Annotated in this window: 18 protein-coding genes; 12 read left to right on the plus strand and 6 right to left on the minus strand. The window is 48.9% G+C overall.

Annotated features, from left to right (window positions below):
- Positions 1 to 107: 107 nt before the first annotated feature.
- Genes BMW71_RS02870 through priA form a run of 3 tightly spaced genes read left to right on the plus strand, consistent with a single transcriptional unit; the run spans position 108 to position 5,667 of the window.
- A complete protein-coding gene (locus BMW71_RS02870; RefSeq protein ID WP_092169194.1) occupies positions 108 to 1,097 on the plus strand; it encodes a GSCFA domain-containing protein in 990 nt (329 codons plus the stop codon).
- 23 nt (positions 1,098 to 1,120) lie between these two features.
- Positions 1,121 to 3,148 (plus strand): thioredoxin domain-containing protein, encoded by a 2,028-nt coding sequence (locus tag BMW71_RS02875; RefSeq protein ID WP_092169196.1) that lies wholly within the window; start codon positions 1,121 to 1,123, stop codon positions 3,146 to 3,148.
- Positions 3,149 to 3,150: 2 nt separating this feature from the next.
- Entirely contained in the window at positions 3,151 to 5,667 is a 2,517-nt protein-coding gene (gene priA, locus BMW71_RS02880) for a replication restart helicase PriA (protein ID WP_092169199.1), read from the plus strand.
- Positions 5,668 to 5,694: 27 nt separating this feature from the next.
- Here the strand turns inward: priA and BMW71_RS02885 are convergent, their stop codons facing one another.
- Entirely contained in the window at positions 5,695 to 6,162 is a 468-nt protein-coding gene (locus BMW71_RS02885; protein WP_092169202.1) for a YybH family protein, read from the minus strand.
- A 291-nt stretch (positions 6,163 to 6,453) separates the two neighbouring features.
- Between BMW71_RS02885 and BMW71_RS02890 the strand changes: the two genes are divergently transcribed.
- From BMW71_RS02890 to BMW71_RS02920, 7 genes are all read left to right on the plus strand, one after another.
- On the plus strand, positions 6,454 to 7,467 hold the full coding sequence (locus BMW71_RS02890) for a lipase family protein (RefSeq protein WP_092169205.1): 1,014 nt from the start codon (positions 6,454 to 6,456) through the stop codon (positions 7,465 to 7,467).
- A gap of 8 nt (positions 7,468 to 7,475) precedes the next feature.
- Entirely contained in the window at positions 7,476 to 8,360 is an 885-nt protein-coding gene (locus tag BMW71_RS02895; protein ID WP_092169208.1) for an acetoacetate decarboxylase family protein, read from the plus strand.
- 20 nt (positions 8,361 to 8,380) lie between these two features.
- A complete protein-coding gene (locus BMW71_RS02900; RefSeq protein WP_092169211.1) occupies positions 8,381 to 8,884 on the plus strand; it encodes a hypothetical protein in 504 nt (167 codons plus the stop codon).
- Complete coding sequence (locus BMW71_RS02905) at positions 8,871 to 9,272, plus strand: patatin (RefSeq protein WP_092169214.1); 402 nt, start codon at positions 8,871 to 8,873, stop codon at positions 9,270 to 9,272. The genes BMW71_RS02900 and BMW71_RS02905 overlap by 14 nt, the downstream gene beginning before the upstream one ends.
- A 70-nt stretch (positions 9,273 to 9,342) precedes the next feature.
- Positions 9,343 to 10,782 (plus strand): patatin-like phospholipase family protein, encoded by a 1,440-nt coding sequence (locus BMW71_RS02910; protein WP_092169217.1) that lies wholly within the window; start codon positions 9,343 to 9,345, stop codon positions 10,780 to 10,782.
- Entirely contained in the window at positions 10,772 to 12,508 is a 1,737-nt protein-coding gene (locus BMW71_RS02915; protein WP_092169220.1) for a metallophosphoesterase, read from the plus strand. Before BMW71_RS02910 ends, BMW71_RS02915 begins: the two co-directional genes overlap by 11 nt.
- The gene (locus BMW71_RS02920) at positions 12,492 to 14,840 is read left to right on the plus strand and encodes a GMC family oxidoreductase N-terminal domain-containing protein (RefSeq protein ID WP_092169223.1); all 2,349 of its coding nucleotides are present in this window, start codon (positions 12,492 to 12,494) and stop codon (positions 14,838 to 14,840) included. The genes BMW71_RS02915 and BMW71_RS02920 overlap by 17 nt, the downstream gene beginning before the upstream one ends.
- A 21-nt stretch (positions 14,841 to 14,861) precedes the next feature.
- Here BMW71_RS02920 and BMW71_RS02925 read toward each other — a convergent pair whose 3' ends face one another.
- Genes BMW71_RS02925 through BMW71_RS02940 form a run of 4 tightly spaced genes read right to left on the minus strand, consistent with a single transcriptional unit; the run spans position 14,862 to position 20,161 of the window.
- A complete protein-coding gene (locus BMW71_RS02925; RefSeq protein ID WP_092169226.1) occupies positions 14,862 to 16,970 on the minus strand; it encodes a DUF4230 domain-containing protein in 2,109 nt (702 codons plus the stop codon).
- Positions 16,967 to 17,590: a DUF4230 domain-containing protein gene (locus BMW71_RS02930; protein ID WP_092169229.1), complete on the minus strand. Its 624-nt coding sequence runs from the start codon at positions 17,588 to 17,590 to the stop codon at positions 16,967 to 16,969. Before BMW71_RS02930 ends, BMW71_RS02925 begins: the two co-directional genes overlap by 4 nt.
- A complete protein-coding gene (locus tag BMW71_RS02935; protein ID WP_092169232.1) occupies positions 17,578 to 19,299 on the minus strand; it encodes an N-acetylmuramidase domain-containing protein in 1,722 nt (573 codons plus the stop codon). The genes BMW71_RS02930 and BMW71_RS02935 overlap by 13 nt, the downstream gene beginning before the upstream one ends.
- A 28-nt stretch (positions 19,300 to 19,327) precedes the next feature.
- Positions 19,328 to 20,161 (minus strand): DUF5675 family protein, encoded by an 834-nt coding sequence (locus BMW71_RS02940; RefSeq protein ID WP_092169234.1) that lies wholly within the window; start codon positions 20,159 to 20,161, stop codon positions 19,328 to 19,330.
- A 410-nt stretch (positions 20,162 to 20,571) separates the two neighbouring features.
- Between BMW71_RS02940 and BMW71_RS02945 the strand changes: the two genes are divergently transcribed.
- A complete protein-coding gene (locus BMW71_RS02945; RefSeq protein ID WP_092169237.1) occupies positions 20,572 to 21,033 on the plus strand; it encodes a (2Fe-2S)-binding protein in 462 nt (153 codons plus the stop codon).
- A gap of 2 nt (positions 21,034 to 21,035) precedes the next feature.
- Complete coding sequence (locus tag BMW71_RS02950; protein ID WP_092169240.1) at positions 21,036 to 23,192, plus strand: xanthine dehydrogenase family protein molybdopterin-binding subunit; 2,157 nt, start codon at positions 21,036 to 21,038, stop codon at positions 23,190 to 23,192.
- Positions 23,193 to 23,355: 163 nt separating this feature from the next.
- Here BMW71_RS02950 and BMW71_RS02955 read toward each other — a convergent pair whose 3' ends face one another.
- Entirely contained in the window at positions 23,356 to 24,912 is a 1,557-nt protein-coding gene (locus BMW71_RS02955; RefSeq protein ID WP_092170211.1) for a RagB/SusD family nutrient uptake outer membrane protein, read from the minus strand.
- Positions 24,913 to 24,920 lie beyond the last annotated feature (8 nt).

Below are 24,920 nucleotides of genomic sequence, written 5' to 3' on the forward strand. Positions count from 1 at the left end.
GGGAAATGCTTGAACCTGAATCCTACAGCGACGGCCTTCAGGGATAATTGCATTACCGCTTTTGTTCCTCCCAGGCATTGGTTATTTTGCTGTTCGAACGAACGATCATGAGAAGTTTCAGAACCGAGTTTACGATTGACCCCTGCCCGGAAAAGGTAGGGCATTCCGGCAGCCTGCTAACGATCGGCTCCTGTTTTTCAGAAGCGATAGGCGAAAAATTGCTGCAAAGCAAATTTGACGTGCTTGCCAATCCCTTCGGCGTGATCTACAACCCCATTTCCATCCTTGAGCTGCTGGAGTGTTCACTTCGTGAAACGCCTCTGGCGGAGAAGCACTACCTGCAATCGCATGCCAGGTTTTACCATTTTCAAGCCCATTCCCGGCTAAGTGGCGCTTCAAGGGAGGAACTACAGGTACTTCTGGAAAAAGCGCAACAGGACACCCTTCGGCACTTACAGGCCAGCAGTCACCTGTTTATTACCTTTGGAACCGCATTTGTTTTTCGACACGTTCCGAGCAATGCGCTGGTAGCCAATTGCCACAAGGTGCCGCAGAAGCAGTTTAAAAAGGAGCTATTAACACTGGAGCAAATGCGGGTGGCGTTTGACCGCTTTTACAAGATCCTCCGGCAGGTTTGTCCAAAAGTGCAACTGGTATTTACAGTAAGTCCCGTCCGGCATATCCGGGACGGGATTACAGCAAATCAGGTAAGCAAAAGTTTGCTTCGCCTATTCTGCGAGCAACTTGCCCGTGATTATTCCAATGTTTTTTATTTTCCGGCATACGAAATCATGATGGATGACTTGCGGGATTATCGGTTTTATAAAGATGACCTCATCCACCCAAATTCCATGGCAGAAGCGTATATTTGGGAGAAGTTCCAGGATTGCTTTTTTGACCGATCTACACAGAATCTGGTCAAAGAAATCGAGCAAATCCAGCGCAGCTTGAGTCACAGGCCGTTTGAGCCGATTTCGCAGCAACATGGCGTATTTCTGAGGAAATTGGCTCATCAGATCCAACAATTACCACAAAGGCTGGATTTTAGCTCCGAACTGGCGGCCATTACCGATCAGCTAAATCAAATTGAAAATTAGTAGTACCCCATCAAATCGCGCAAATGAAAACCAATAGACTTATCCAGAGCCAAAGCCTTTACCTAAAGCAGCATGCCTCCAATCCGGTAGACTGGTACCCCTGGGGAGAAGAGGCACTTCAAAAAGCACGGACGGAAAACAAACCCATCCTGGTAAGTATTGGCTATTCGGCCTGTCACTGGTGCCACGTGATGGAAAAGGAAAGCTTTGAAGATCAGGAAGTGGCGGAGCTCATGAACGAGCACTTTGTGGCCATAAAGATAGATCGCGAAGAGCGTCCGGATTTGGATAACCTCTACATGGAAGCCGTTCAATTAATGGGTCTGCAAGGCGGTTGGCCGCTGAATGTGTTTCTGATGCCGGACCAACACCCCTTTTATGGCGGCACTTATTTTCCGAAAAATCAATGGGTAAAGGTGCTTTCCGGCATTTCAACAGCTTTTGCCCAACAATACGAGGAGCTGGCCCGAAGTGCAGCCGGATTTGGAAAGAGTCTGGGCACGTCCCTGGTAGAAAAATACGGTTTGTCGCTTGATGCTTCTCCCTTTGATCCAGGAAAGGTTCGGGAAATTGGCGCTAAAATTATGGAAGGCTATGACCCGGTTTGGGGTGGCTTGAAGCGCGTACCGAAATTTCCCATGCCGGCTATTTGGGCATTTTTGCTGGATTTGGCCATTTTGGATCAGCAGCATGACCTGGGCGAAAAGGTGTGTTACACGCTAAAAAAAATCGGCATGGGGGGAATCTACGATCACCTGGGAGGTGGGTTTTGCCGCTACAGCGTGGATGGAGAATGGTTTGCACCGCATTTTGAGAAAATGCTGTACGACAATGGTCAGCTGCTCTCCCTGTATGCGAAAGCGTATCAGTACAGCGGAGATCTTTTTTTTAGCGAGAAAGTGCGTGAGACAATCGATTGGCTGACGCGGGAAATGAAGAGTCCGGAGAATGGGTTTTATGCGGCTCTGGATGCCGATAGCGAAGGGAAGGAGGGGAAGTATTACGTGTGGACGGCTGAGGAAATCAAGGAGGTACTGGGCGGGGACCGCGGTTGGTTTGGCCGGCTGTATGGCATCAAAAGCGAGGGCAACTGGGAATCCGGTGAAAATATCCTTTTCCAAAAAGAATCCTATGCGGCGATTGCCGATTCCTTGGGTCTGGGTGAAAGGGAATTTGTCAAACGGCTCAATGAGATCAAAGCAAAGCTGTTTGCACACAGAAACAAGCGGGAACGGCCCGGACTGGATGATAAAATTATCAGCGGCTGGAACGGCTGGGTCATTCAGGGTATATGCCAGGCGTATCATGCACTCGGTGAGGCATCCTATCGGGACCAGGCCCTTGCTAGCGGGGAGTTTATCTGGAGCAAGATGGTAGCGGGCGACGAGTTGTTTCGCAATTATAAAAATGGAAAGGCGTATACATCCGGTTTTTTGGAAGACTATGCAGCGGTTATTCAGGCCTTTCTTTCTCTGTATACGCTTTCTTTTGACCAGAAATGGCTCGACCGCTCCGAGCGGTTGCTTGAACGGGCCATGGAACGATTTTTTGATGATTCCGATGGCTTATTCTTTCTGAATGACCCCGGCCAGGAAAAGTTAATCGCCGATAAAAAGGAGATTTTTGATAACGTAATTCCCTCTTCCAATGCCGTTATGGCGCGGAATTTACATCGCATGGGGATTTATTATTACCGGCAACGGTACGTAGATCAGGCCGAGAAGATGTTGCAGTTGGTACAGGGTATCCTCCTGCAGGAGCCCTCCTTTCTGGCTTATTGGGCTTCGTTTTACCTGGAAAAATCCATTCCCACGGCCGAAATCGCCATTCTTGGGCCAGATGCTGCTGAAAATGGCCTGATTTGGCAGAAGGGGTACCGTCCGAATACGGTATTGGCCGCAGCGTCAACGACCGCGGACTTGCCGTTGCTACAAGACAAGCCCCTGGATGCCAACCGATTTTTTGTTTGTTTCAACAAGACCTGCAAGCAACCCGTTGCGCGTTTGCAAGAAGCGCTGGATCAGTTACCAAACCTACCCCAAACGAGCTGATTTTGGAAGACCTTTTTGCGCATAGCTACCCCGGAACCAGCGCCAAAACGCTGTTTGCGGACGTGATCTTACCGGTGCCTATTCCGAAATGGTTTACCTATAAGGTGGAACGGGAATTTCAGGACCGAATTGGTATCGGCTACCGCGTGATGGTCCGTTTTGGAAATACGAAGATTCTCACCGGCATCGTGGCAAGGGTGCACCAAAAAGCTCCCGAAGCCTACCTGGCCAAACCTCTGTTGGATGTTCTGGACGATTTTCCGGTGGTCAACGCCTTGCAAATCAAATTTTGGAACTGGATGGCCAGCTATTATTGCTGTCACATCGGAGAAGTCATGCATGCGGCACTTCCCAGCGGACTGAAACTTTCCACGGAAAGCCGGGTACAGGTACATCCGGACTTCGATCCCGAAGCACCGGGATTTCCGATGGATGAGCGGGAATTGCTGGTGTTGGAAACCCTGGCCAAACACGACGAAATGAAGGTGGAGCAGTTTGAACAGCTTTTGCCAGGGAAAATCAGCCATAAAATCATCAAGAGCCTGCTGACAAAGGGAGCCGTTTTGCTTTACGAATCCGTACGGGAAAAATACAGCCCGAAGACGGAGCAGCGGATTCGCCTGGCGCAACAATACCTTGCTGAGAAAGGATTGCTGCAGGAGTTGTTTGCTCAATTAAAAGGCAAGCAAAAGCAGGAAGAAGTCCTGCTGAAGTACCTGCAGGTACTGCCGGTATTTCAAAAACCGGAGCAAAATACCGGGGGAATTGTAAAATCGGTTTTGATCGACCATGGCTGCTCGCCAAGTTCCATCGATACCCTGGTGAAGAAAGGGATACTGGAGGCCTTCAAGGTGACGATAAGCCGGTTTGATGAGCTGGAAACCGGCCAGGATCAGGTGGAATTATCGCCCCTTCAGCAGCAGACCCTTGAAGAAATACAGCGTCAGTTTCAGGAAAAGCAAACCTTGCTGCTGCAGGGAATTACGGGTTCCGGGAAAACGGAAATCTACATCCAATTGATAAAAGAAGTACTGGAAAGTGGCTCCCAGGTACTTTTGCTGCTCCCAGAGATTGCCCTGACCACCCATTTGGTGTTTCGGTTAAAGAAAGTATTTGGAAGCAAAATGGGCGTGTTTCACTCGAAGTACTCCGATAACGAACGGGTGGAAGTCTGGCAAGGCGTGCTCAGTGGGAGGTTTAATTTTATAATTGGCGTACGTTCGTCCTTGTTTTTGCCCTTTGATAGTCTGGGGTTGGTAATCGTAGACGAGGAGCACGAGCCGTCCTACAAGCAATTTGATCCGGCACCCCGATTTCAGGCCCGGGATGCCGCCATCATGCTGGCCTGGATGCATCAGGCGAAGACGCTCTTGGGTTCGGCCACCCCGGCATTTGAATCCTTCTACAATGCCCAAACGGGGAAATATGGCTACGTTAGCCTTGAGAAACGCTATGGAAATGCCGAACTTCCTTACTTTCATCTGGCCGATATCCTCGCCGATAAGAAAAAGAACCTCCTCAAACTGGACTTTACCCGGATATTGCGGGAAAAGATACAGGAGGCGTTAAACAAGCAGGAGCAGGTCCTGATATTTCAAAATCGGCGGGGATATGCACCGTATCTTTCCTGCGAGGAATGCGGCTGGATTCCCGAATGCGAGCATTGCGACGTGAGCCTGACCTACCACCAATACCAGGAGGAACTCCGGTGCCATTATTGCGGATTTAAAGAAAAACTTCCAAAGGCCTGCCCCGCCTGCGGAAGCCATAAAATCACTACCGTAGGGGTAGGGACGGAGCGCATTGAAGAAAACCTTTCCCTGCTGTTTCCCGAAGCCCGAATTGCCCGAATGGATCTGGATACCACGCGCAGCAAATACGGGTACCAGCGTATCCTGGAAGACTTCGGCGCCGGCAATGTGGATATACTGGTGGGTACCCAAATGATCACCAAAGGACTCGATTTTGATAAGGTTTCGCTAGTGGGAGTTGTGGACGCTGACCGGATCCTTTATTTTCCGGATTTCAGATCTGGTGAGCGGGCATTTCAACAAATTACCCAGGTGGCGGGTAGGGCCGGGAGGCGGGAAAAAACAGGTGATGTAGTCATTCAAACGAGGCGTCCGGACCAACTGATTTTCAGACAGATAATGGCCGGTGATTACAGGGGTTTTTACCAGCAGGAGCTGCGGGAGCGGAAGCAGTTTTTTTACCCTCCCTTTGTCAAAAACATCAAGATCACCACCAAGCACAAAGACGTCAAAACCGCCGAGCAGGCGGCGCTACATCTGAAAAATCTGCTGGCTTCCATCGAGGCCAAAAAGATTTTGCTGGGTCCGGAAAAATCCCTGATAGGAAAGATCAAAAACCTGTACCTGTTTGAACTGTGGATCAAGCTGGAAAAATCGGTTTCGGTGCAGGAGCAGTTTAAGGTGCAACTGATGGAAGCCATACGCACGCTTCAGGGAGACAGGAAATTCCGCCCGGTTCGGTTTTTGATAGACGTGGATCCGTTTTAATACCGGTCAATCCCCGTCTCGTTTTGGTTATTCGTTGGCATTCCAGATATCGTGTGTGGTTTTCCAACTGCCATCCGCCTGTCTTTCCAGGATGTTTAGGTATTTGGAGGTGGAGTACAGGGTGTCACCGGTACTTTTGGAAAACAGGGTAACCTTGGCAAAGCCTCTTCCAAATGCCAAATCCCCGTCTACGGTTACGTGTTCGTACCCACTTTCCAGCTCGGTGTGGTAGCTGTCAAAAATTTCTTGGTAGTAAGCGGCAACTGCTGCGGGTCCGGTCTTTTTTGGGCTATTGGGTGCCATCAGTACTGCGTCTTCGGTAAAATAGGCGGCGATACTGCCGGCATCACCCTCGTTGAAGGCATCGGCCCTTGCCTGACTCATGGCCTTGATGGCTGCCACGTCCGCTGCTTCCCCCGGCTGCGGGTTTTGACTACAGCTGCTTGCGAGAAGCAGTACCAGACTGCTGAAAAGGAAAGTTGCGATGAATTTCATGGAAAACGACGATTTAGTTTGCGGTCAAAGATAAAATTTTTATTTCGGACCTGCTTCAGGTATCCGCCGTTAATCCACCGACGAATGGCCATGGGTGGAAGGGGATGGCCCGGCGTTTTACTGCGGGAGCACAGCGCTCAGAAGATTGGGGCTGTCAACGAAAGAAGCTAATAACCAAACGATCCGTTGGATTACGAATGCGTATTGCCGCTTTGCTTCTGAAAATTACTTGAGAAATGCATGTCGAATTCATTTTATTTTGGTAAATTATGCGAATGAAAAATAATTTCTATGAATGCTGAGTTTGAGAGCATAGAATTTGAAGCCTTGGATGGGTTTCCCTGCGAGTTGAAGCATTTCAAGTCGAATAATGTTTCCAAGGGGCCAGTCTTGCTGGTGCACGGGGCAGGGGTAAGCAGCATGATTTTTAATCCACCTACCCCAAACAACATTATTTTCAAATTGGCCGAAGAAGGCTACGATGTCTGGTTGGAAAATTGGAGAGGTTCCATTGTATTGGAGCCGAATGAATGGAACCTGGATGAGGTGGCCCGGTACGACCATCCCGCGGCAGTGAAGAAAGTGGTGGAACTGACTGGAGCGAAAGAAATCAAGGCTATCATCCACTGTCAGGGTAGTACCAGCTTTATGATGTCGGCGGTGATGGGCTTGTTGCCGGAAGTAACATTGATTATCAGCAATGCCGTTTCCCTGCATCCGGTAGTACCGGCGTTTTCCAGGTTTAAGCTGAAGGCGCTGGTTCCCCTGGTCAGCCGGTTTTTTGATTACATCGACCCCCAATGGGGGCTTTCTCCACCGGATTTCAAATCCAAACTGTTGCTCAGTGTGGTAAAAGCCACTCACTGGGAGAAAGATACCACCGTAGGAAAGATGGTGAGTTTCACCTATGGTTCCGGTTTTCCGGCCTTGTGGGAATTGGAAAATCTGGATAAAAAAACAATGGATTGGATTCAATACGAATTTGCCCATGTACCGCTCTCTTTTTTCAAACACATGCAAAAATGCGTGAAAAACGGAGCACTGGTACCGGTAGCGGAGGGTAGTCCCGATTACGTGTCCGAAGCTCCCCGTACGGATGCCCGCATGGTCCTGTTTGGAGGGAAAAAGAACAAGTGTTTTCTGGCAGAAAGCCAGGAAAGAACATTTGCCTACCTGGAAAGCGCAAAACCAGGATTTCATAAACTGTACCTGTTGGATGCGTACAGTCACCTGGATGTATTTTTCGGGAAGAATGCGCACCTAGATGTGTTTCCAAAAATGATCAATGAATTAAACAATGGTTAGAAAACGGTATGCCTCCTAAACGAATCAAACGATATGCCGGTAGGTACGCGCTGGTAGATGGAATACCTTATCAGATGCCGGTTCGCTCTTCGCGTTCCCCAGCTCTGATGGCCGGTTTTTCCTGTGATTGGCAAAAAGCGAACGAATTGCTTCCGGGAAACGAAATTCACGCCCTGAAACTTCCCAACGGTAGGGCCGCGCTGTTAATCACCGTGATCGATTACCTGGATACCAGTATCGGGAAGTACATCGAGTACAGCATCGCCATTGCTTGCACCCGGGGTGCCCGTCCGGCTCCACGTATTGCCAATGCACTCTTTTTGGGGCATTACGGGACCGGGCAGTATATCCTGGATTTGCCGGTAAGCAGCGAAATCTCGGTGAAGGGAGGAAAGGGAATATGGGGCATGCCAAAGCACCAGGCGAACCTGGATTTTCTGGAATCCCCGGAAGGGGTTAGCAGCCAATACGAAAAAGACGGACAATTTGTGTTCCGCATCGAAATCGAAAAACCCCGCTCACCCTCGATCAAATTGAAAGTAGGCGCCACCAATTACTGCAGGTTTCGGAACATGCTGATGGCTTCTTATATCTATTTTGAAACCCGGGCTGGGATCAACCTATTTGGCAAGGCAAAAGGAAACCTGTATATCGGAGATCATCCCAACGTAGCAGCCCTGAGAGGAATTGATCTTTCACCCGATCCCTTTTTTACCACCTTTATGCCAGCAACCAACGGTATTTTGGACGACCATTTCCAGTGTTGGTTCATGACTTATCCGGATCCTCCCAAAGAAATGCCGGAAGGATTGGAGTCGGTCTACCCACTGGGGTATAGCGAGGACTGGCTGCCGCCGCCGTCGATTACCGATTACGAGAAATTTCGAATATAAACCCCTAGTCAAGCACTGTCATGAACCCGATCAAAAAAACCCTCCTTGACCTAAACAATGCCTACATTTTCTTTTGTGCCTCTATATACCTGGGCATGTTTTGGTCCCTGCATTTCTTTTGGTTTCCGAATTACCCCAATACCCTGACGCTCGATAATTATTACGATGCCATTATTCCGCAAACGGATTTGGCCACACGGTTTTTCTTTATCACCATTCCGATTATGGCGATAGCCTTGGTAATTATGTTAATCACGGAATGGAAAACCGGTCTGCGCTGGGTACCGATCGCCTGGATACCGGGACTTTTGGCACCGGTAGTGGTGCAGCAGGCCTTTATTGAAGAGATCAACAATGAATTTAAAGCAGGAGTGGCCGATGAAGCCAGGTTGCAAGTACTCTTGCAGGAATGGATGTGGCTCAACGACATTCGTTGGGTTATCCTCACGGTGATGTGGGGAATCACCATGTACTTCTTTATTGCCAAAGCAAAACCAAACCACCAAGGTCATGAATCAAGATAAGGTATTCGGAATATCTACCCGCTACATTGAGTTGCTGGTCGTGTTGATCGCATTTATCACGCTTTTATCCGGATTGGTTCAATTGATTCATCCGTCTTTTGTCCTGAATTTTGTGGGGAAAGCAGCGGCGACTCCGGAATCGGCCCATTTGTTTGCCATTGTCGGCATGTTTATGGCGCTTTTCGGCGGAATGGTCTTGCATGCAGTCTATGGCTCGGTGAGCAACACGCAAATCATCCTCTGGTCATCCTTTCAAAAGTTTGGGGCATTTGTTGCGGTAACGGTAGGCGTTTTCAAGGGCCTGTTTTCCATTCTTGCACTGAGCGTCGCTATTTTCGATTTGTTTTCCGGCATTGTTTTTCTGCTTTACCTGAGGACTTTGCGCTGACGCGTTGTCTTGCGCTGCAACGATTCACAAAAACGATCTATCCATTGCCACCCGTAGCACTTTCCATGATATGCTGATTACATCCCATCCGAACGAATCCAAAAGCAGGAAGTCACTGGTATTGGCCGGCGGCGGAATACGCGTTGCCTATCAGGTGGGGGTGTTGAAGGCCATGGAAGAGGCGGGCTTGCAATTTGATCACGTGGATGGAACGTCGGGAGGCATATTTAATGCGGCCATGCTGGCGTCCGGAATGGAGGTACAGGCGCTGATGGATCGCTGGGCCGATTTGAAAATGGCACATTTTGTATCGCCAGCCCGCGTCACCGACTACCTACGACCCTGGCGGATGAAAGGGATGGGCGATGCGGATGCGATTCGCAGCAAGGTATTCCCGCATTTCGGAGTAGATATAGCAAGTATTCGCCAGAAAAAGCTTCCCATTACTTTCTCTCTTTGCAATTTTTCCAAAAAATCGGTTCAGGCCATTCCGGCGAAAGACGTGCACGAAAACCATCTGCTGGCTGGGGTTTCCTTACCCATCGTCATGCCGGCGTTGCAGGTAGGAGAGGATTGGTTTATCGACGCCGTTTGGATCAAGGATGCGAACCTTATGGAGGCCGTCAGGCGGGGAGCCGAAGAAATCTGGGTGGTATGGGGCATTGGAAACTATCCGGCTTATTTACCCGGTGCATTGCGTCAGTACGTTCATTCCATTGAAATGAGTGCAAACGGCGGCTTGTGGGAGGAATTTGAACAGATCAAATGGATCAACAAAGGGATTTTACGTGGGGAATCCGAATTTGGACAGCGAAAACCCATCCAGGTTTTTGTCATTCGCCCGCAACTACCGCTTCCCCTCGATCCCGATTTGTTTTTTAACCGGATTACCACTAGGGATTTGATGGCCATGGGATATAGCGATGCTACCGAGTACCTGTCTGCCATTCCCAAATCGGGCACGCCGTTAGATGAACGCAGCACCGCTACGCGCAATTTGGGTGATTGCCTGGCGATTAGCCTGCACTATTCCGGGGAATTACCCTGGAAAGACGAAATTTCTCAGGTCAGGTACCGGGTTTTTCTCCGGTATACCGAATGGGAAGGGAAAGGGAACACGGAAGTTTATTCCAGTCTCTACCTGGGGCATTTAGACCAGGAATTCCCAGGGACAGCGGGTCACTTTTCGATCAAAGACAGCCAGGGAATCGTAGCAGAAATCGCTTCCAATTTCCTTATTGACGGCCGTACGTATCACCTGTTGGCGAGATTTGAAGTCAAGAGCCCCTGGCACTGGTTGGCCGGTATGGAATTCAAGGCATTGGAGTTGGTGCTGTATCCCAAAATGGAAGCCGATCCCGAAATCGTAATGGAAGGAAGCCTGTACCAATCCTTTGGCGCACGACTTAGAAGTTTTTGGAAGGCTCTGGCGATAACAAATGAAGGAAGTAGGGGAGGAATTGGATTTAAACTGAAACAGATAAAAAAAATGATGTACGATGAAGTTTGAAAAGAAACCCATGGTCAATTGGTACGATCCCCGTCAATTGGCTTTTACCGGTGTAAAAACCGTGCTTTCCTCGGTTTTCGGGAATTTTGCTGACCGCAGGGAAATGCTTGCAGCCTTGGATCAGGAAATTCAAATCCACGATTACTCTGAGAAAAAGGAATTTTGGTTTGATTTTATTTCAGATTTAGGCGATGGATTTAATCCCACCTACACGCTTGCTGAACTGTTGGCCCGGGAGTCCCTCACGCTCCGGGGGAAATCCCTGAAACGGGGCGATGTGCTGGTTATGGGTGGCGACGAAGTATATCCTACCCCAGAAATCATCGAGTACACCAACCGCCTGCGGGGACCCTATCAGGCGGCTTTTCCCAAAAACGAGGCAGATGAGAATCGGCCGGACGTGTTTGCAGTTCCCGGAAACCATGATTGGTACGACGGCCTTACCAACTTCCTCCGCTTGTTTACCCAAAAACGATCGCTAGGCAACTGGCGCACCCAGCAGAGCCGGAGTTATTTTGCCTTGAAATTACCTCACGATTACTGGTTGATCGCCATCGACGTACAGCTCAATGCCGACATCGATTACCCCCAAATTTGCTATTTCCGGGAAATTGCCAAAACCCATTTTACCGAAGCAAGTAAAATCATTCTTTGCACATCCGAACCTTCCTGGGTTTATAAGTCTTTTGACGATAAAAACGAATCCTTTGATCGGTTGCAATTTTTTATCGACAAGGTTCTTTTTGGGAAGGGAGAAAAAGACTACGAGACCAAGAACAAGTCCATACAAATCAAGGCCATACTAACGGGTGACTTGCACCACTACGCCCGGTACGAAACCGGCAAGCTGCAGGAAGCTTCCTGCCAGCTGATTACTGCGGGGGGAGGTGGCGCCTTCATGCATCCGACCCATACCTTGAAACCCGAAATCGAAAGCCTTGGTGGCGAAACATCCCATTTGAAAAAGCTTTATCCATCGAGGCAAGAATCGATAAGACTGAGCTTTCTGAATCTGCTTTTTCCCTATTTTAGCCTGACCATGCTTTTTTTCTTCGGCATTTACCATGTATTTACCTCCTGGATTTTACAGACCAAGGTGGAAGGCGAAACGTCGTTGATGGAACGACTCGCTGCTCAGAACCTTTTTGACGGAGGCTTGGGCGAGGTGCTTCAAACAATCGGGAGTGGAATCAGCCATCATCCCAGTGCCCTTTTTCTTAATATCTTGCTGCTCATCGGTCTGGTACTATTCACCGATACCAAATCCGGAAAGAAAAACCTGAACTATATTGCCGGAGCAGTCCATGCCTTGCTTCACCTGCTTAACTTCTATTTTCTTCTTTGGCTCTTCTCGTACACCAACCTCCAATCGTTGGGTTTGGATGTAAACTCGGTCGAACAAATCCTGCTTTTCATTGGGGAAATGGTGCTGGTAGGAGGGATCATCAGTGGTGTTTTGTTTGGGCTATATCTTACGTTTAGTGTGGTGGTTTTAAAGAACCACATTACCGAAGCCTCTTCTTCCTACCGATGGGAAGGGTATAAAAATTTCCTTCGAATAGCGGTCACAGCGGACGGGCTAACCATTTATCCCATTGGTGTCAAGCAGGTGGTGCGTAATTGGAAAAATACCGGTACCGAAGAAAACCCCCGATTTGAAGGTGGACCCATAAATTATGAATTGATAGAAGATCCTATAACGATACACCATGAAACGACTCGCTAAACCATTAACCAGCATCAAGCCATCCTACGACTACGTTGTGGTAGGATCGGGATACGGAGGAAGCATCGCGGCATCCCGCATGGCACGAAGTGGTCAGACGGTCTGCCTGCTGGAAAAGGGAAAAGAATTCCTCCCGGGAGAATTTCCCGATACCTTGATCAAGGCCTCGGGTGAAATGAACTTTGTTGGTGGAAAGTCGGTCGACCTGGAAAAAAACGGGCTGTACGAGTTTACCATGGGCAGCGGAATCAATGTATTCAAAGGATGCGGCTTGGGAGGTACTTCTCTGGTCAATGCGAACGTGTCCATCCGACCTGAGTCACGGGTGATGCAGGACGAGGCCTGGCCCAGGGCCTTGCGGGAAGATCTGAAATCCTTTGATACTGGCGTGGCCCGGGCCTGGTCCATGCTACGGCCCAGTCCCTATCCGGAAAACAAAAACGGATACCCTGTATTGAAAAAAACGGAAGCCATGCGCAAGTCAGCGGCGCACATGGCTGCACCCTTCCGGTTATTGGATATCAATGTGAATTTTGAGGACCAGATCAATCAGGTAGGGGTGCATCAGCCAAAATGCACCAACTGCGGCGACTGCGTGACGGGCTGCAATATCGGCGCAAAAAATACTACGGCCATGAATTACCTGCCCGATGCCTACTTCCACGGAGCAGAGATATTTACCGAAATCAACGTGCGCTATGTCAAGAAAGTAGGCGCTTACTGGCAGGTGTATTTTCACCCCATCGGCATCGGAAGGGATCTTTTTGATGCGCCCTTGCTATTTCTTCAGGCAAAGAACGTGATTTTGGGTGCAGGTGCATTGGGTTCTACCGAAATTCTCTTACGTTCTGCTGCCATGGGTCTTAGGCTATCCAAACGTCTGGGACAGCGATTTACCGGAAACGGCGATGTACTGGGTTTTGGTTACAACAACGACGTGCGCATCAACGGCATCGGACTCGGCAAAAAAGGGACGGAAGCAGTTGCCGAGGTGGGTCCTTGCATAACCAGTATCATCGACTTGCGGGAAAGAGAATCGTTGGAGGACGGCATGACGCTGGAAGAAGGAACCATTCCCGGACCAATCCGGGGCATCATGCCAAAGGCCCTTATCGGTTTTTCACGGCTGGTGGGAAGGGATACGGACAGGGGGTTCAAGGACTATTTCAAAGAGAAGTGGCGGGAAATTCGGAGCCTCTTTCTTGGGCCCTTCCACGGAGCACTGGCCCGCACCCAGGTATACCTGGTGATGACCCATGACGACGGTAATGGATCACTTAAAATGGACGAACAAGGCAAGCTGGCAATCAATTGGCAGGGTGTCGGGAAACAGGAAATATTTAAGAAGGTAAATGGGGAGATGTACCAGGCAACGGAAGCCCTTGGCGGAACCAAGATCCCGAATCCTACCTGGAATCAGTTGATGAATTACGACCTGGTGACGGTGCATCCTCTGGGAGGATGTGCCATGGGAGACAATGCCGCACTCGGTGTGGTGGACCACAAGGGGCAGGTATTTGCCGGCGAAGAAGGGGAACAACTCCACGAAGGCTTGTACGTGATGGACGGAGCGGTTATTCCAAGGCCTGTGGGCACCAACCCCCTGCTGACAATCAGTGCATTGGCAGAGCGAAGCTGCCAATTGATTGCCGAAGAAAAAAACTACGCACTAACCCATGATTTCACAGAAATGCAAAAGCAGGGCTCAGGTACTTCCACGCCGACGGGCACCGGCGTGCAGTTTACCGAGACCATGAAAGGATTTATTGGTTGGGGTGAAACGGAGGATTTCGAGGCCGGCTTTGCCAGGGGCAAAAAGCAAAATACACCGTTTGAATTTACCCTTACCATCCAAACGGAGGATATCGACGAATTTATAGCCAATGAGGAGCATCCGGGAAGCATGCTGGGCAGTATGGAAACTCCAGCCCTGGGAGATCAAGCCTTGACGGCATGCGGTGGGCAGTTTAACCTGTTTGTTACCGAGAATGGGAGCAGCAGGCAGAAAAAAATGAAGTATACGGCAGGTCTACTGCATCCGGATGGGAATCAATACTACTTTGAAGGGTTTAAAGAAATCGAAAACGATCGGGTGGTAGATGCATGGAAAGACACCACAACGCTGTTTATTGCCCTGTACGAAGGGACCCATGCCGGTGGAAAACTTCTAGGGAAAGGGAAACTGGTAATCAAGGTAGCCGATTTGTTGCGGCAATTGAGAACGGTAAAGGCCATTCATCCCCAATCCACCGAAGATGGGCTGAGGGCGATCGCCAGTTTTGGAAAGTTCTTCACCGGAAATGTGTACGATACCTATTTCCGCATAAAGTAAGCGGTCCTGTTGAATGCGCTGCTATTGAAATTTCTCCAAAATCCCCGACTTATTTTTCCATTTTTGCGAAAACCAGTCGCCGGTTTGTGTGAGAAAATCCCGACTGTGGTAGTCCCGATGTGCCTGATACAGCTGTTCGAGAAAGAATTGCAGCTGATCTACTTGCCGATTGGATAGGAGCTGCTCCGGCCGGGGAAGTGTCAGCTCCTCCTGAAAATTCACAGCAGATCGAAAGACTATCCAATCCTTTAATACGAGCTGTTGATCAGCAAAGAGGGAATCGGCTCGAAAGAGTTCGGGGTGGGTAATTTCGGTAAAGGGAATGGAAAACTGAAGCAAGGTGCCAGGCTCGCTGGGATCTACCAGCCAAAACATGTTGGGATTTTTGGGTAATTTTTGGAGGGAATCGGCCCGTTGAATGACTTGTATCCGGTCGCCGTCCTTGACCCATGATTCCCAGGTTTTCGGGGAATACTTAAAGGGGGCGGGTACGCGAAGGAGGCTATCCTGCAATGTTTCATCAACCAGGAAGGATTCGAAAGCAACCGAATCCCCCTGAAAGGAAATGTTTCGAAAGTGCCGCGCCTCTTTTTCCAGCTGCTGCCAGGCTTGAACGGAAAGTTTACTGGCAGAAAAATTTCCCATGGGAATGTCTTTTCGATAAAGCTGCACCACACCGGCGCCAAACTGTGAGGGGAGCAGCAGACTATCTTCGCTTGCCCATAAAGCTACCGTCCTGGATTCCGGTGCAAAGGAGGAGGAGGACTGGGACTTTATGTCCAGCCATTCGGCACGATCGACCAGGGAATCGCTGGCAATCCGGTACCAGAATGTGGAATAATAATGATAGGGAAGGGCTTCCGTCTCAAACTCGTACCGCTGGGCAGTATGGATCATCTGTTGCAGTGTATTTTCTTTATTTTCCGCTAGTCGTCGGTTATTGTAGCGATCCTCCGAGGCGTTTTTCAATGAGTCGATGGTCTGCAACTCGTTTTGAATCGCCGTTTCAAAATGGACGGCCTCTTCGTAACTGATGTAGTAATCCCGGGTAATATCCTGGGTTAGTTGAATGATTTGGTCGTGGTGAAAGATAACCTTTTTGATTTCTTTGCCGGTGAGCAGTGAAAACAATCTTCTCAGGGTCTCGCCACCGTGCTGCTCGGCTTGTTGGATAATGCCCGCATTTCGTGCGTTGACGGTTAGCTTTTGAACGGCGTAGCGTTTTACTTTTTTGCTATCGTTGAAGTCGACCCTTCCATTATAGGTCAAAATATCAAAGCCTGGAATTCCTTTTTCCGGAATAAACCAGGGGTTGATGTCAGCGTTTAAGATTTGCGGCGCAAAACCAAAAAAGTGTAGCTCGCCCATTTCCTCGTCGTAATGGTACATGCTTTCGTTTAGCCCCTTGAAGTCAAAACCTGCTTTGACGGTTCCCCTTCCGATCATCGCTAGTTTTTTTCGGGCTTCGCTACGGGATAGGGAACTCAGTTTGTTTGCGAAATAGTCCGTGGCAAATTGATTTGCATCCCACCAGTCGACGTCGAGGTCGTTGTACCAGGATACCAGGGTTTGGCGAAGCTGCCGTTCGCTAAGGCGGTCTACAGTGGATTCATTTCCTTCCCGAAAATGCAGGTGCGCAAAGGCCATCACTTCATCAAACAATACCCGTTGGCTGGTTTGATCCCAGTCCCCCAGAAAGTACAGCTTTTCCAACACATTTTTGTACCCCACCCCGTCGATAAGCATTTTTTTGCGCTCGCGTCGGCTGAGGTTTTCGGTTCCGGAACTTAACGCCAGGCGGTTTTCGGAGGAAAGCGCTTGGAAATTCCGGAGGTCTTCCAATTCAAGTTGAATTTCTTCGTAGGTGATTTCGGCTTGTGCCCGTATCTCCGGTTCTTCCAGCAGATTCATCTGCGCTTCGTCAATGGAAGCGACCACTTCTCCGTAGTATTCTGCACTGATAAGCTGCCCCATTTCCCGTATTTCCGAAACAATATTCGCAGTAGATTGTATCCCTGGTTTTCCACCGAAAACATTCAGGGGATTCCACCAATAGACCAAAGCTACCAGTCCCACCACCAGTAGGATCTCCAAAACAAACCGGGCGCTATTCAGGACCTGACGAATCATGGGTTCAAGAGATTATCGGGGCTGTTAACCTGGCGAATCAGCAGGGAATCGCTGTCAAATTGAATGTAGATCTCCTCGAATGAAAGCCCTTTTAGCACCGTATGGATGAGTTTACGGGCATGATCCTGGCTGGTTTCGACCAGCCCCATGTAGGGTAAATGGTCGCGAATATCCATTTCGGCCATCCGGAAAAACGTTTCCTGGTCTTCCAGGGAAATACTGTTTAGAAATCGCTTTGGATTGGATACGAGTGTATCCGCAACAAAGGCTTCGGGTGGGTAGGAAAAATTGATCACTTCGATGGAGGGGAGGTCCAAACTTATTTTGTTGCCTTCTATCCGTATGTCTTCTTCTTTGATTTGATTTAAATCAATTCCGGTTTTTATGGTAGCCCTGGAATAGGCCATGAAGGATGCTTCGTTGATCGGTATAAACAGGATGTTCTTCCTTTTTTTCCCAAATACTACTTTGTCTATCACAAATTCAGACACTACCAGGTCGCTGGCTTGTTGAATTTTACCGATTACCAGGCCGCGCTGATCCCGCTGACAGGCCAGGCATGCCCAACACAAACCGATTCCCAGCATACCCTTTAGAAAGACGTTCTTTATGCCATCCATGTGTCCTCGTTTTTAAACCGTTCGTACTGGGCTTTCATTTTGACATGGTATTGATTGACCTTATAGCCGCTTCCATTGTATCCATAGGCAAATGACTCCCAGTCGTAATTTCCCTGATTGTCCTCTGAAATGTATTCCAGCAGTGCTTTTCCCCGCGTTTTCTTCGTTTTTATGAATTCAAGGAAATCGAGAAAATGAACGTATTCCGATTCGTGCTGTTGCGCTTCAAATTCGGTAAAGCTTTTGTACTTTCTCCCTTTGATCGTGTGCTCCAAATTTTCGCCCAGAATTTGAAAAAGCCCCCAGGAAGTGGCGTAGACCGCTGCCTTGGGGTCAATACTTTTGGCCAAATCCAGTCGTTCGTATTCCTTGGCACCCACCCGGTAATGTTCTCTGGTCCATTTTTCGTAAATAATGTGTTCTTTTCCTGCCTGGAGTGATTTGGGGTCCTTGCCGAATTTTTCCAACCAATGCCAGAATTTATGTCCTTCAAACAATATTTTAGCCCTGCCATCGTGCAAATGCCCCCTTCCGGCAGACTCCACGGCGATGATCGCTTTGATCACGGGCAGGCTGATTTTTATATTTTCCCGTTGTTCCAATTCGTCCAATGCCTGACGAATATCCATATCGCTGAGTACCCTACTGGTGGAATTGTCTTTGATTTGCACGTATTCTTCGTTTACCTGGAACGCCTCCGGTACCTGATCAAAGGAGGTAGACAACGCGACCCGCTGCTCTTCCAACGGGCCCGCATCTTCCGGGTGGCGATTGCTGGCATCAAATGCACTGTCTTCCAAAGAAAATGCGTTTTCATCGAAATCCAGCGAGCTTTTTGGCTGTGACAGGGACCAATTGTCGGAAGTTGACGTGGTTGCACTGCTTCCCGATTCCTTATTTTCACCGCCTTTCTTTGGTGTCCAGCGGTTCTGCAGGTATTTCAGGGATTTATCGCCAAAATAGAAGGCAATCATCATCAGGAAAGCGGTTTCAAAAAACTCAAATTGCTGGCTGAGCAAGGCTGCATCCGCCCCTGAATACTGGGTGCCAAAACTAACGATCAATAGCGACATGCCGCCCATCAGCAAGGTAAATGCGATCATCCCCCGAACCGTACCCGGCGGTAACCCGAAGGTTTGGCTTCGGTAGGGATTGTATTCCGGGGTAGCCATTTCTGAGGCCTTTACCGGAAATCCCTGACTGTACCGGTCTTTGGCATCGTAAATACGTTGCCAATCCTGGTCCGTCAGTCCATAATTGATGTTGTAGTGGTAGACCGACCACATGAAATAAATCAAAAATAACGCAATCCAGATCACAGCGGTGGCCAATCCCACGGACTGAAAAAGGTTGTCGTACTCCACATACACAAAAAATGCCCCAAGCATGCCAAACGCGACCAGAAGGGAGGCTAAAATAACAGTACCTTTAAAAAAGAAGGTGTGATAGGGATTGTAATTGGGATTTCGATCTTTTGTTTTTGGGCTGAAATACCTGGCCAGCAGCGCATAGATCAAAACCAGCGCAATCACCACCACCAGGCCCGAAGCCAGGAGTTGATTGGACGATTCCATGCCCGGTACAATCAAAATCAGGATGGCCAGCATGATAAAAAAAATGGAACCGATATGTAGCCAAACATAGGTTCGTTCGGAAATTATTCGCTGCTGCTTTCCGGTTTTCTCTTCGTTATTTTTTTCAGTTTCCATAATGCATTGGGGGCTTTTCTAAAGATTGTCAGCGTGTGACGGGGATTAAGTGTTTTGTTCGGATTCCTGCACGCTCCATCCAGTTTTCGTTTCGTATGGTTATTTCTTGCGGGACTTGCGCGGTTAGGGTCGGGTAGACGGTTCGGTAGAATCGTTCGAATGCACGTTGAGAATGGGTGACCAGTTTCTCTGGAGATCCGGCATTTACACCGTCTGCAAGAAGAAGGCAGCCGCGGGTATCGCGGTGGCTGTTCCCAATGTGCAGGTATACCAGGTCGAAATCCGGAACGTCCTTTATTTCGATGTGGTAGTCAAACCAGGGAAATCGTTTTCGGTACCGTTGTGTTAACTCGGTGAGGTTCGCGTTTAGCGAAAGCGGGTACCGGCCTTCGGGAATTCGGGTGATTCCGGCGACTTTTTTATCCCGATGGCTATCTTCCAGGGTATAGCAAAAGAACGCGCTTCCCACGTAAAGGAGTCCAAGGGTCGTATTTCCATCGTCCAGGTACCGAAGTACCGTAACTGCCGTCCCGCCTAGTTCCTCCCATTCGTCCGGATGCGTTTCAGGTAGCCGTTCAAGAGGGAGCGACGTTGCCGGCTGTCCTTTTTCGGGATCCTTGCTATTTCCTGAGTCCGGTACCTTTGGAGCCTTTTTGGCCGGTTCCTGAGAGCTGGGTGCCGCCGGTTCTTTTTTGAACAAAGCCAACAGGTTCTTTGTACCACTGGTGATAAAATAAACAATGTAGCCAATAAAACCGACCAACCACAACCAAACCGACTGAAGCAGCTCGGGCCTGGTTACCAGTAAGATCAGCACCAGGACGACCAGCGCGATGAAAAGTAGTCCAAGAAACCGTTTCATTGTCGTTTGATGGGGTACATTTTTCGTAGAAAGTAGCGTTGTTTTATTTCAAATCAAAATTTAATTATTAAAATAGGAAGATCAAAAAAATAATTACGCTTTGTTGGTAGTAATTTCCGGTAACCACTCCAAATGAGGAAAAAATCGGATTCGTGACTTATTTAGAAAAATTATGAATTGGCCAGAATTCGGTCATTTTATGGCGTTGACCGCTGGTTATTCGTGAACATACCTGTAAATTTACTAACGTAGTATCTGTGAATCAAGCTGATAGGTAGAGGTAGACAAAGTGATTGGCGAATTCGTTTTTCGAATTCCGGTTGTCACATAGTTTCACCAGTAGAATGAAAATTCATTGAAACACGAAATAAAAAGTTGTATTTTCGAGCGCTAACAATAGATGTACTAAAATGGCTAACTACAAACTTCAAATCAACGGCAGGAACTACGAGGTAGATGTGGAAGAGGATACCCCTTTGTTGTGGGTGCTTCGGGATACCCTTGGCCTGGTAGGCACAAAGTATTCGTGTGGAGTCGCCCAATGTGGGGCCTGCACCGTGCATGTCAACGACGAGGCCGTCAGGTCATGTGTGTTACCGGTGTCTTCTGTACAGAACGATGCCATTACCACCATAGAGGGGCTTTCCGAAAACGGAGACCACCCGGTGCAACAAGCCTGGGAAGAGGTGGATGTGGCGCAATGTGGGTATTGTCAAGCAGGTCAAATCATGACCGCGGCCGCTTTATTGAAGAAGAACCCCAATCCCAGCGAGGAAGAAATCGTGGCAGGAATGAACGCGAATATCTGTCGATGTGGTACCTATCACCGAATCAAGGAAGCAGTAAAATTGGCATCCGCTAAAACCAAGTAATCATGGAAAAAGCATTGAAAACAAACCGAAGAGATTTCTTAAAAATTGCTGCCACTGCAGGAGGAGGCCTTTTGATCGGTTTTAACTGGTCCAGTTGTGATTCTCCAAAAATGAAAGTGGTAAGCGAAAAAGAAATAATGGACAGCGCATTGAATTTCAATAGTTATTTGTCCATCTCGCCCACTGATCACGTGGTGATCTATTCGCCCAATCCGGAATTGGGACAGAATATCAAAACCTCCTTCCCGATGATTGTGGCGGAAGAGCTTGACGTAGATTGGTCCAAGGTTCGCGTGAAGCAGGCCTTTTTAGATACGGAAAAATACGATCGGCAGGTCACCGGTGGATCGGGCGCCATGCCCCATTCCTGGGAGCGGTTGCGAAAGGCAGGGGCCACCGCTCGGCAGATGCTCGTTCAGGCAGCAGCCAATCGGTTGGGTGTGTCGGTTTCAGACCTGCGCACCGAAAATGGGCAGGTGATCCACGGGTCGAAAAAATTGACCTACGGAGAATTGGCAAACGAAGCGGCGCTGGTACCCGTACCAGAAGAAGTGTCTTTAAAGGATAAAAAAGATTTTAAAATAATCGGCACGCCGATAAAAAACGTGGACAACCGGGCCATGTTTACCGGAAAGCCACTGTACGGGTTGGACTTTTACCGGGAAGGGATGGTGCAGGCAATGATACAGCGTCCTCCCTTTGGTATGAAACTGAAATCTGTAGAAGCTGAAGCGGCCAAAGCAGTAAAAGGAGTGAAAGATGTGGTGACGTTTAAGAACAACGTGGCCGTAATCGGCGAGACTACCTGGCCACTGATGAAAGCGAAGAAGTTATTGAAGATTCAATACGAGCCAATAGACGGAAAGCTGGAATCCACCGAATTCCACAACCAGGTGTTTGACGAAATGTTGGCCTCCGGAAAGGCAGATGTGAAAAGGAAAGACGGAGACGTGAATGCAGCCTTTCGTTCCGCCGCCCGGGTAATCAAAAGTGAGTACCAATGTCCGTTCCTTTCCCACAGCCCGATGGAGCCGATGAATTTTTTCGCCCATGTGAAACCGGATGGGGTGGAATTAATCGGTCCCACCCAAACCCCCGACCGCGCCAGAAAGGCTGCAGCGGAAATTTGTGGCGTATCGCCCGATAAAGTAACGGTAGAAATGACCCGTTTGGGCGGAGGATTTGGAAGAAGGTTGCGTGCAGATTTTGTAGAAGAGGCCGTTGAGCTTTCCAAAATGCTAGAGGCACCGGTAAAATTGACCTGGTCCAGAGAGGACGACCTGACGGGAGGCGCCTACCGACCTGCGGTAAAATACCGCTTTGAAGCCGCTCTTGATAATGAAAATAATCTGATCGGTTACAAGTTAAGAGGAGTCGGCATCAATGCAGGCAACTGTACCCGGGAAAACAATTTTCCTTCGGGATCAGTGGATAATTTGTTGATCGAGTCGCTCGAATACAAATCCCCCATCACCACCAATGCCTGGCGGGCTCCGATTACCAATTTCCTGGCCTTTGCCGAGCAATCGTTCCTGGACGAAGTTGCCGAGGCGGCCGGAAAAGACCCGGTAGCGCTTAGACTGGAACTATTGGACCGTGCCAAGAAAAACCCGGTAGGTGAAATTCACTACGATATAGACCGCATGCGAACCGTGGTGGAAACTGCTGCGGAAAAGTCGGGCTGGGGGACAAAACCTGGCGTATCTCAGGGATTCAGTGTGTATTTCTCACACCGTTCCTACGTGGCACAGGTGGCGGAGGCCAGAATGGTCGATGGCAAACCCAAATTGGACAAAATCTACGCAGTTACGGATTGTGGAATCGTGGTCAACCCAACCGGGGCCGATCAGCAGGTGCGTGGGGGAATGGTAGACGGCATGGGACATGCCATGTTCACCAACATGACCTTTACCGATGGCATTGCCGATCAGAAAAATTTCGATACCTACCGGTTGATAAAGATGAACGAAATTCCCGAGATCGAAACCCATTTTATTGACAATGGCATTGATCCTACCGGATTGGGCGAACCGGCTTTACCGCCTACGGGTGGAGCTATTGCCAACGCCATTTACAAGGCATCCGGCAAACGGGTTCGAAATCAGCCCTTTATGGAGCAGGAGGAGATGAAAAACGTCAGGTTGGGTGATCCTGCCTGATAGAAAAGGAGCGGAGGAAATGGGAGAAAGGTATGCTCGCTTTCGTCCGCTCGCAGTATTTTTGCAAGTGGAACAAACTTCCGAAGCGGAAGCGTTCGAATAAAAAAAAAGCCACAAATGTTGAATTTGTGGCTTTTTTATACCTATCAACGATAACTACCTTTTAATAGTTGGGGTTTTGGGTGATTTCATCGTTGATTTCTATTTCGTTCTGTGGGATCGGCCATAGATAATCCCGGTCAGATCGGAAGTTACGGTTAAGGCCACTGGTGATGGTTTCCCACTGTCCGGTAGTTTCGTTCAGGTAATAGAGTCCTTCTACCGTACCTATTTTATCCTCACCAATTCTCCACCGATTCATATCAAATAGCCGTAGGCCCTCAAATGCCAGTTCTACTGCCCGTTCGTCCCGGATGATCGATCGAAGTTCCTCTTGTGTTTTACCTGCCGTAATAGGTGGCATTTCTACCGTGGGTCGTTGCCGCACGCTGTTGATGGCCTCATAAACCGATTCGTCGATTTCATTCAATTCGATTTTTGACTCGGCGTACATCAACAGTACATCCGCATACCGGATCAGGATCATGTTAATCGACCCCGTATTTGGATTGCTTCGATCCGCCTCGTAGTCTACCCATTTCTTAAGATTGTAGCCGTGTACCGTCGAAAACTCCGTCGACCTTACCCGATCCGGTGTTGGGCTATCGGGTAGGGAGTTGAAGGTACTTGAGCCAATCGGTTGATCGGTGTAGTAAGACGTATACGACCAACGGGGATCGATGTTTTCAAACGGATCGTTTGGATTTTGCGGTCCTTTGTATCCGTACTTTAAAAACAAATTGTGAATGGGTTCTACTACAGATCCCCCGCCAATCGATGCCGCCGAAAAGGAAAAGGCATTGTAGGTATCGCCACCGACCGTATACTGCCGGTCAAAAATCACCTCCGATGAGTTTTGTCCCGCGTAGTGAAACAACTCCTCGTAATTCGGATAGAGTTCGTAGATGCCCAAATCCATAACGGCTTTGGCGGCATCTCTTGCCACCGCATACCGTTCATTTCGATAGGCCACCCGTGCTTTTAACGCCAATGCGGCACCCATTGTGGCCCGACCAATGTCCTGAGAATAGCTCAACGGCAGTTGGTTTCCCTGAATGATTTGATCAAGTTCGGTAATCACAAAATCGACCACGTCTTCTTTTGAAGTCCGTCCCACTTGAGCGGTGACATCCAACGGTTCGACGATCAACGGTACGTCTCCCCAAAGGCTACTCAACTGCGTGTAAAAGAAAGCACGCAGGAATCGCGCCTCTGCTTCGTACCGGGACAGCAACTCGGGATCTCCCTGCTCAATTCTTCCGATATTTGTAAGTACGTTATTGGCGCGCTGTACCCCGCGGTAGTACCTGTCCCATTGAGAACCAATCGCCGCATTCACCGGGTCGAAAGAACCCATGGATACGTCGTGTAAGGAACCTGGCCCGGAAGGTGCACGAAAACCGATATCGGTGACGGCATCCAATTCTTTTACCATTAATTGACCGTCCAATTCTACGTATATCCCGTTTACGGCCAGGCGTGCATCTTTTTCCTGCTGCCAGTAAATGAGTTCGGATACCTCTCCGGGAGGTACCAGGTCCAGACCCTGATCGCAGCCAACCATGGCCAACAGCAGGTAGGCCAGGCCGATATATTTTGTTGTATCTTTTATACTATTCATCTTATTTC

Source organism: Cyclobacterium xiamenense (assembly GCF_900109255.1).
Taxonomy (GTDB): Bacteria; Bacteroidota; Bacteroidia; order Cytophagales; family Cyclobacteriaceae; genus Cyclobacterium; species Cyclobacterium xiamenense.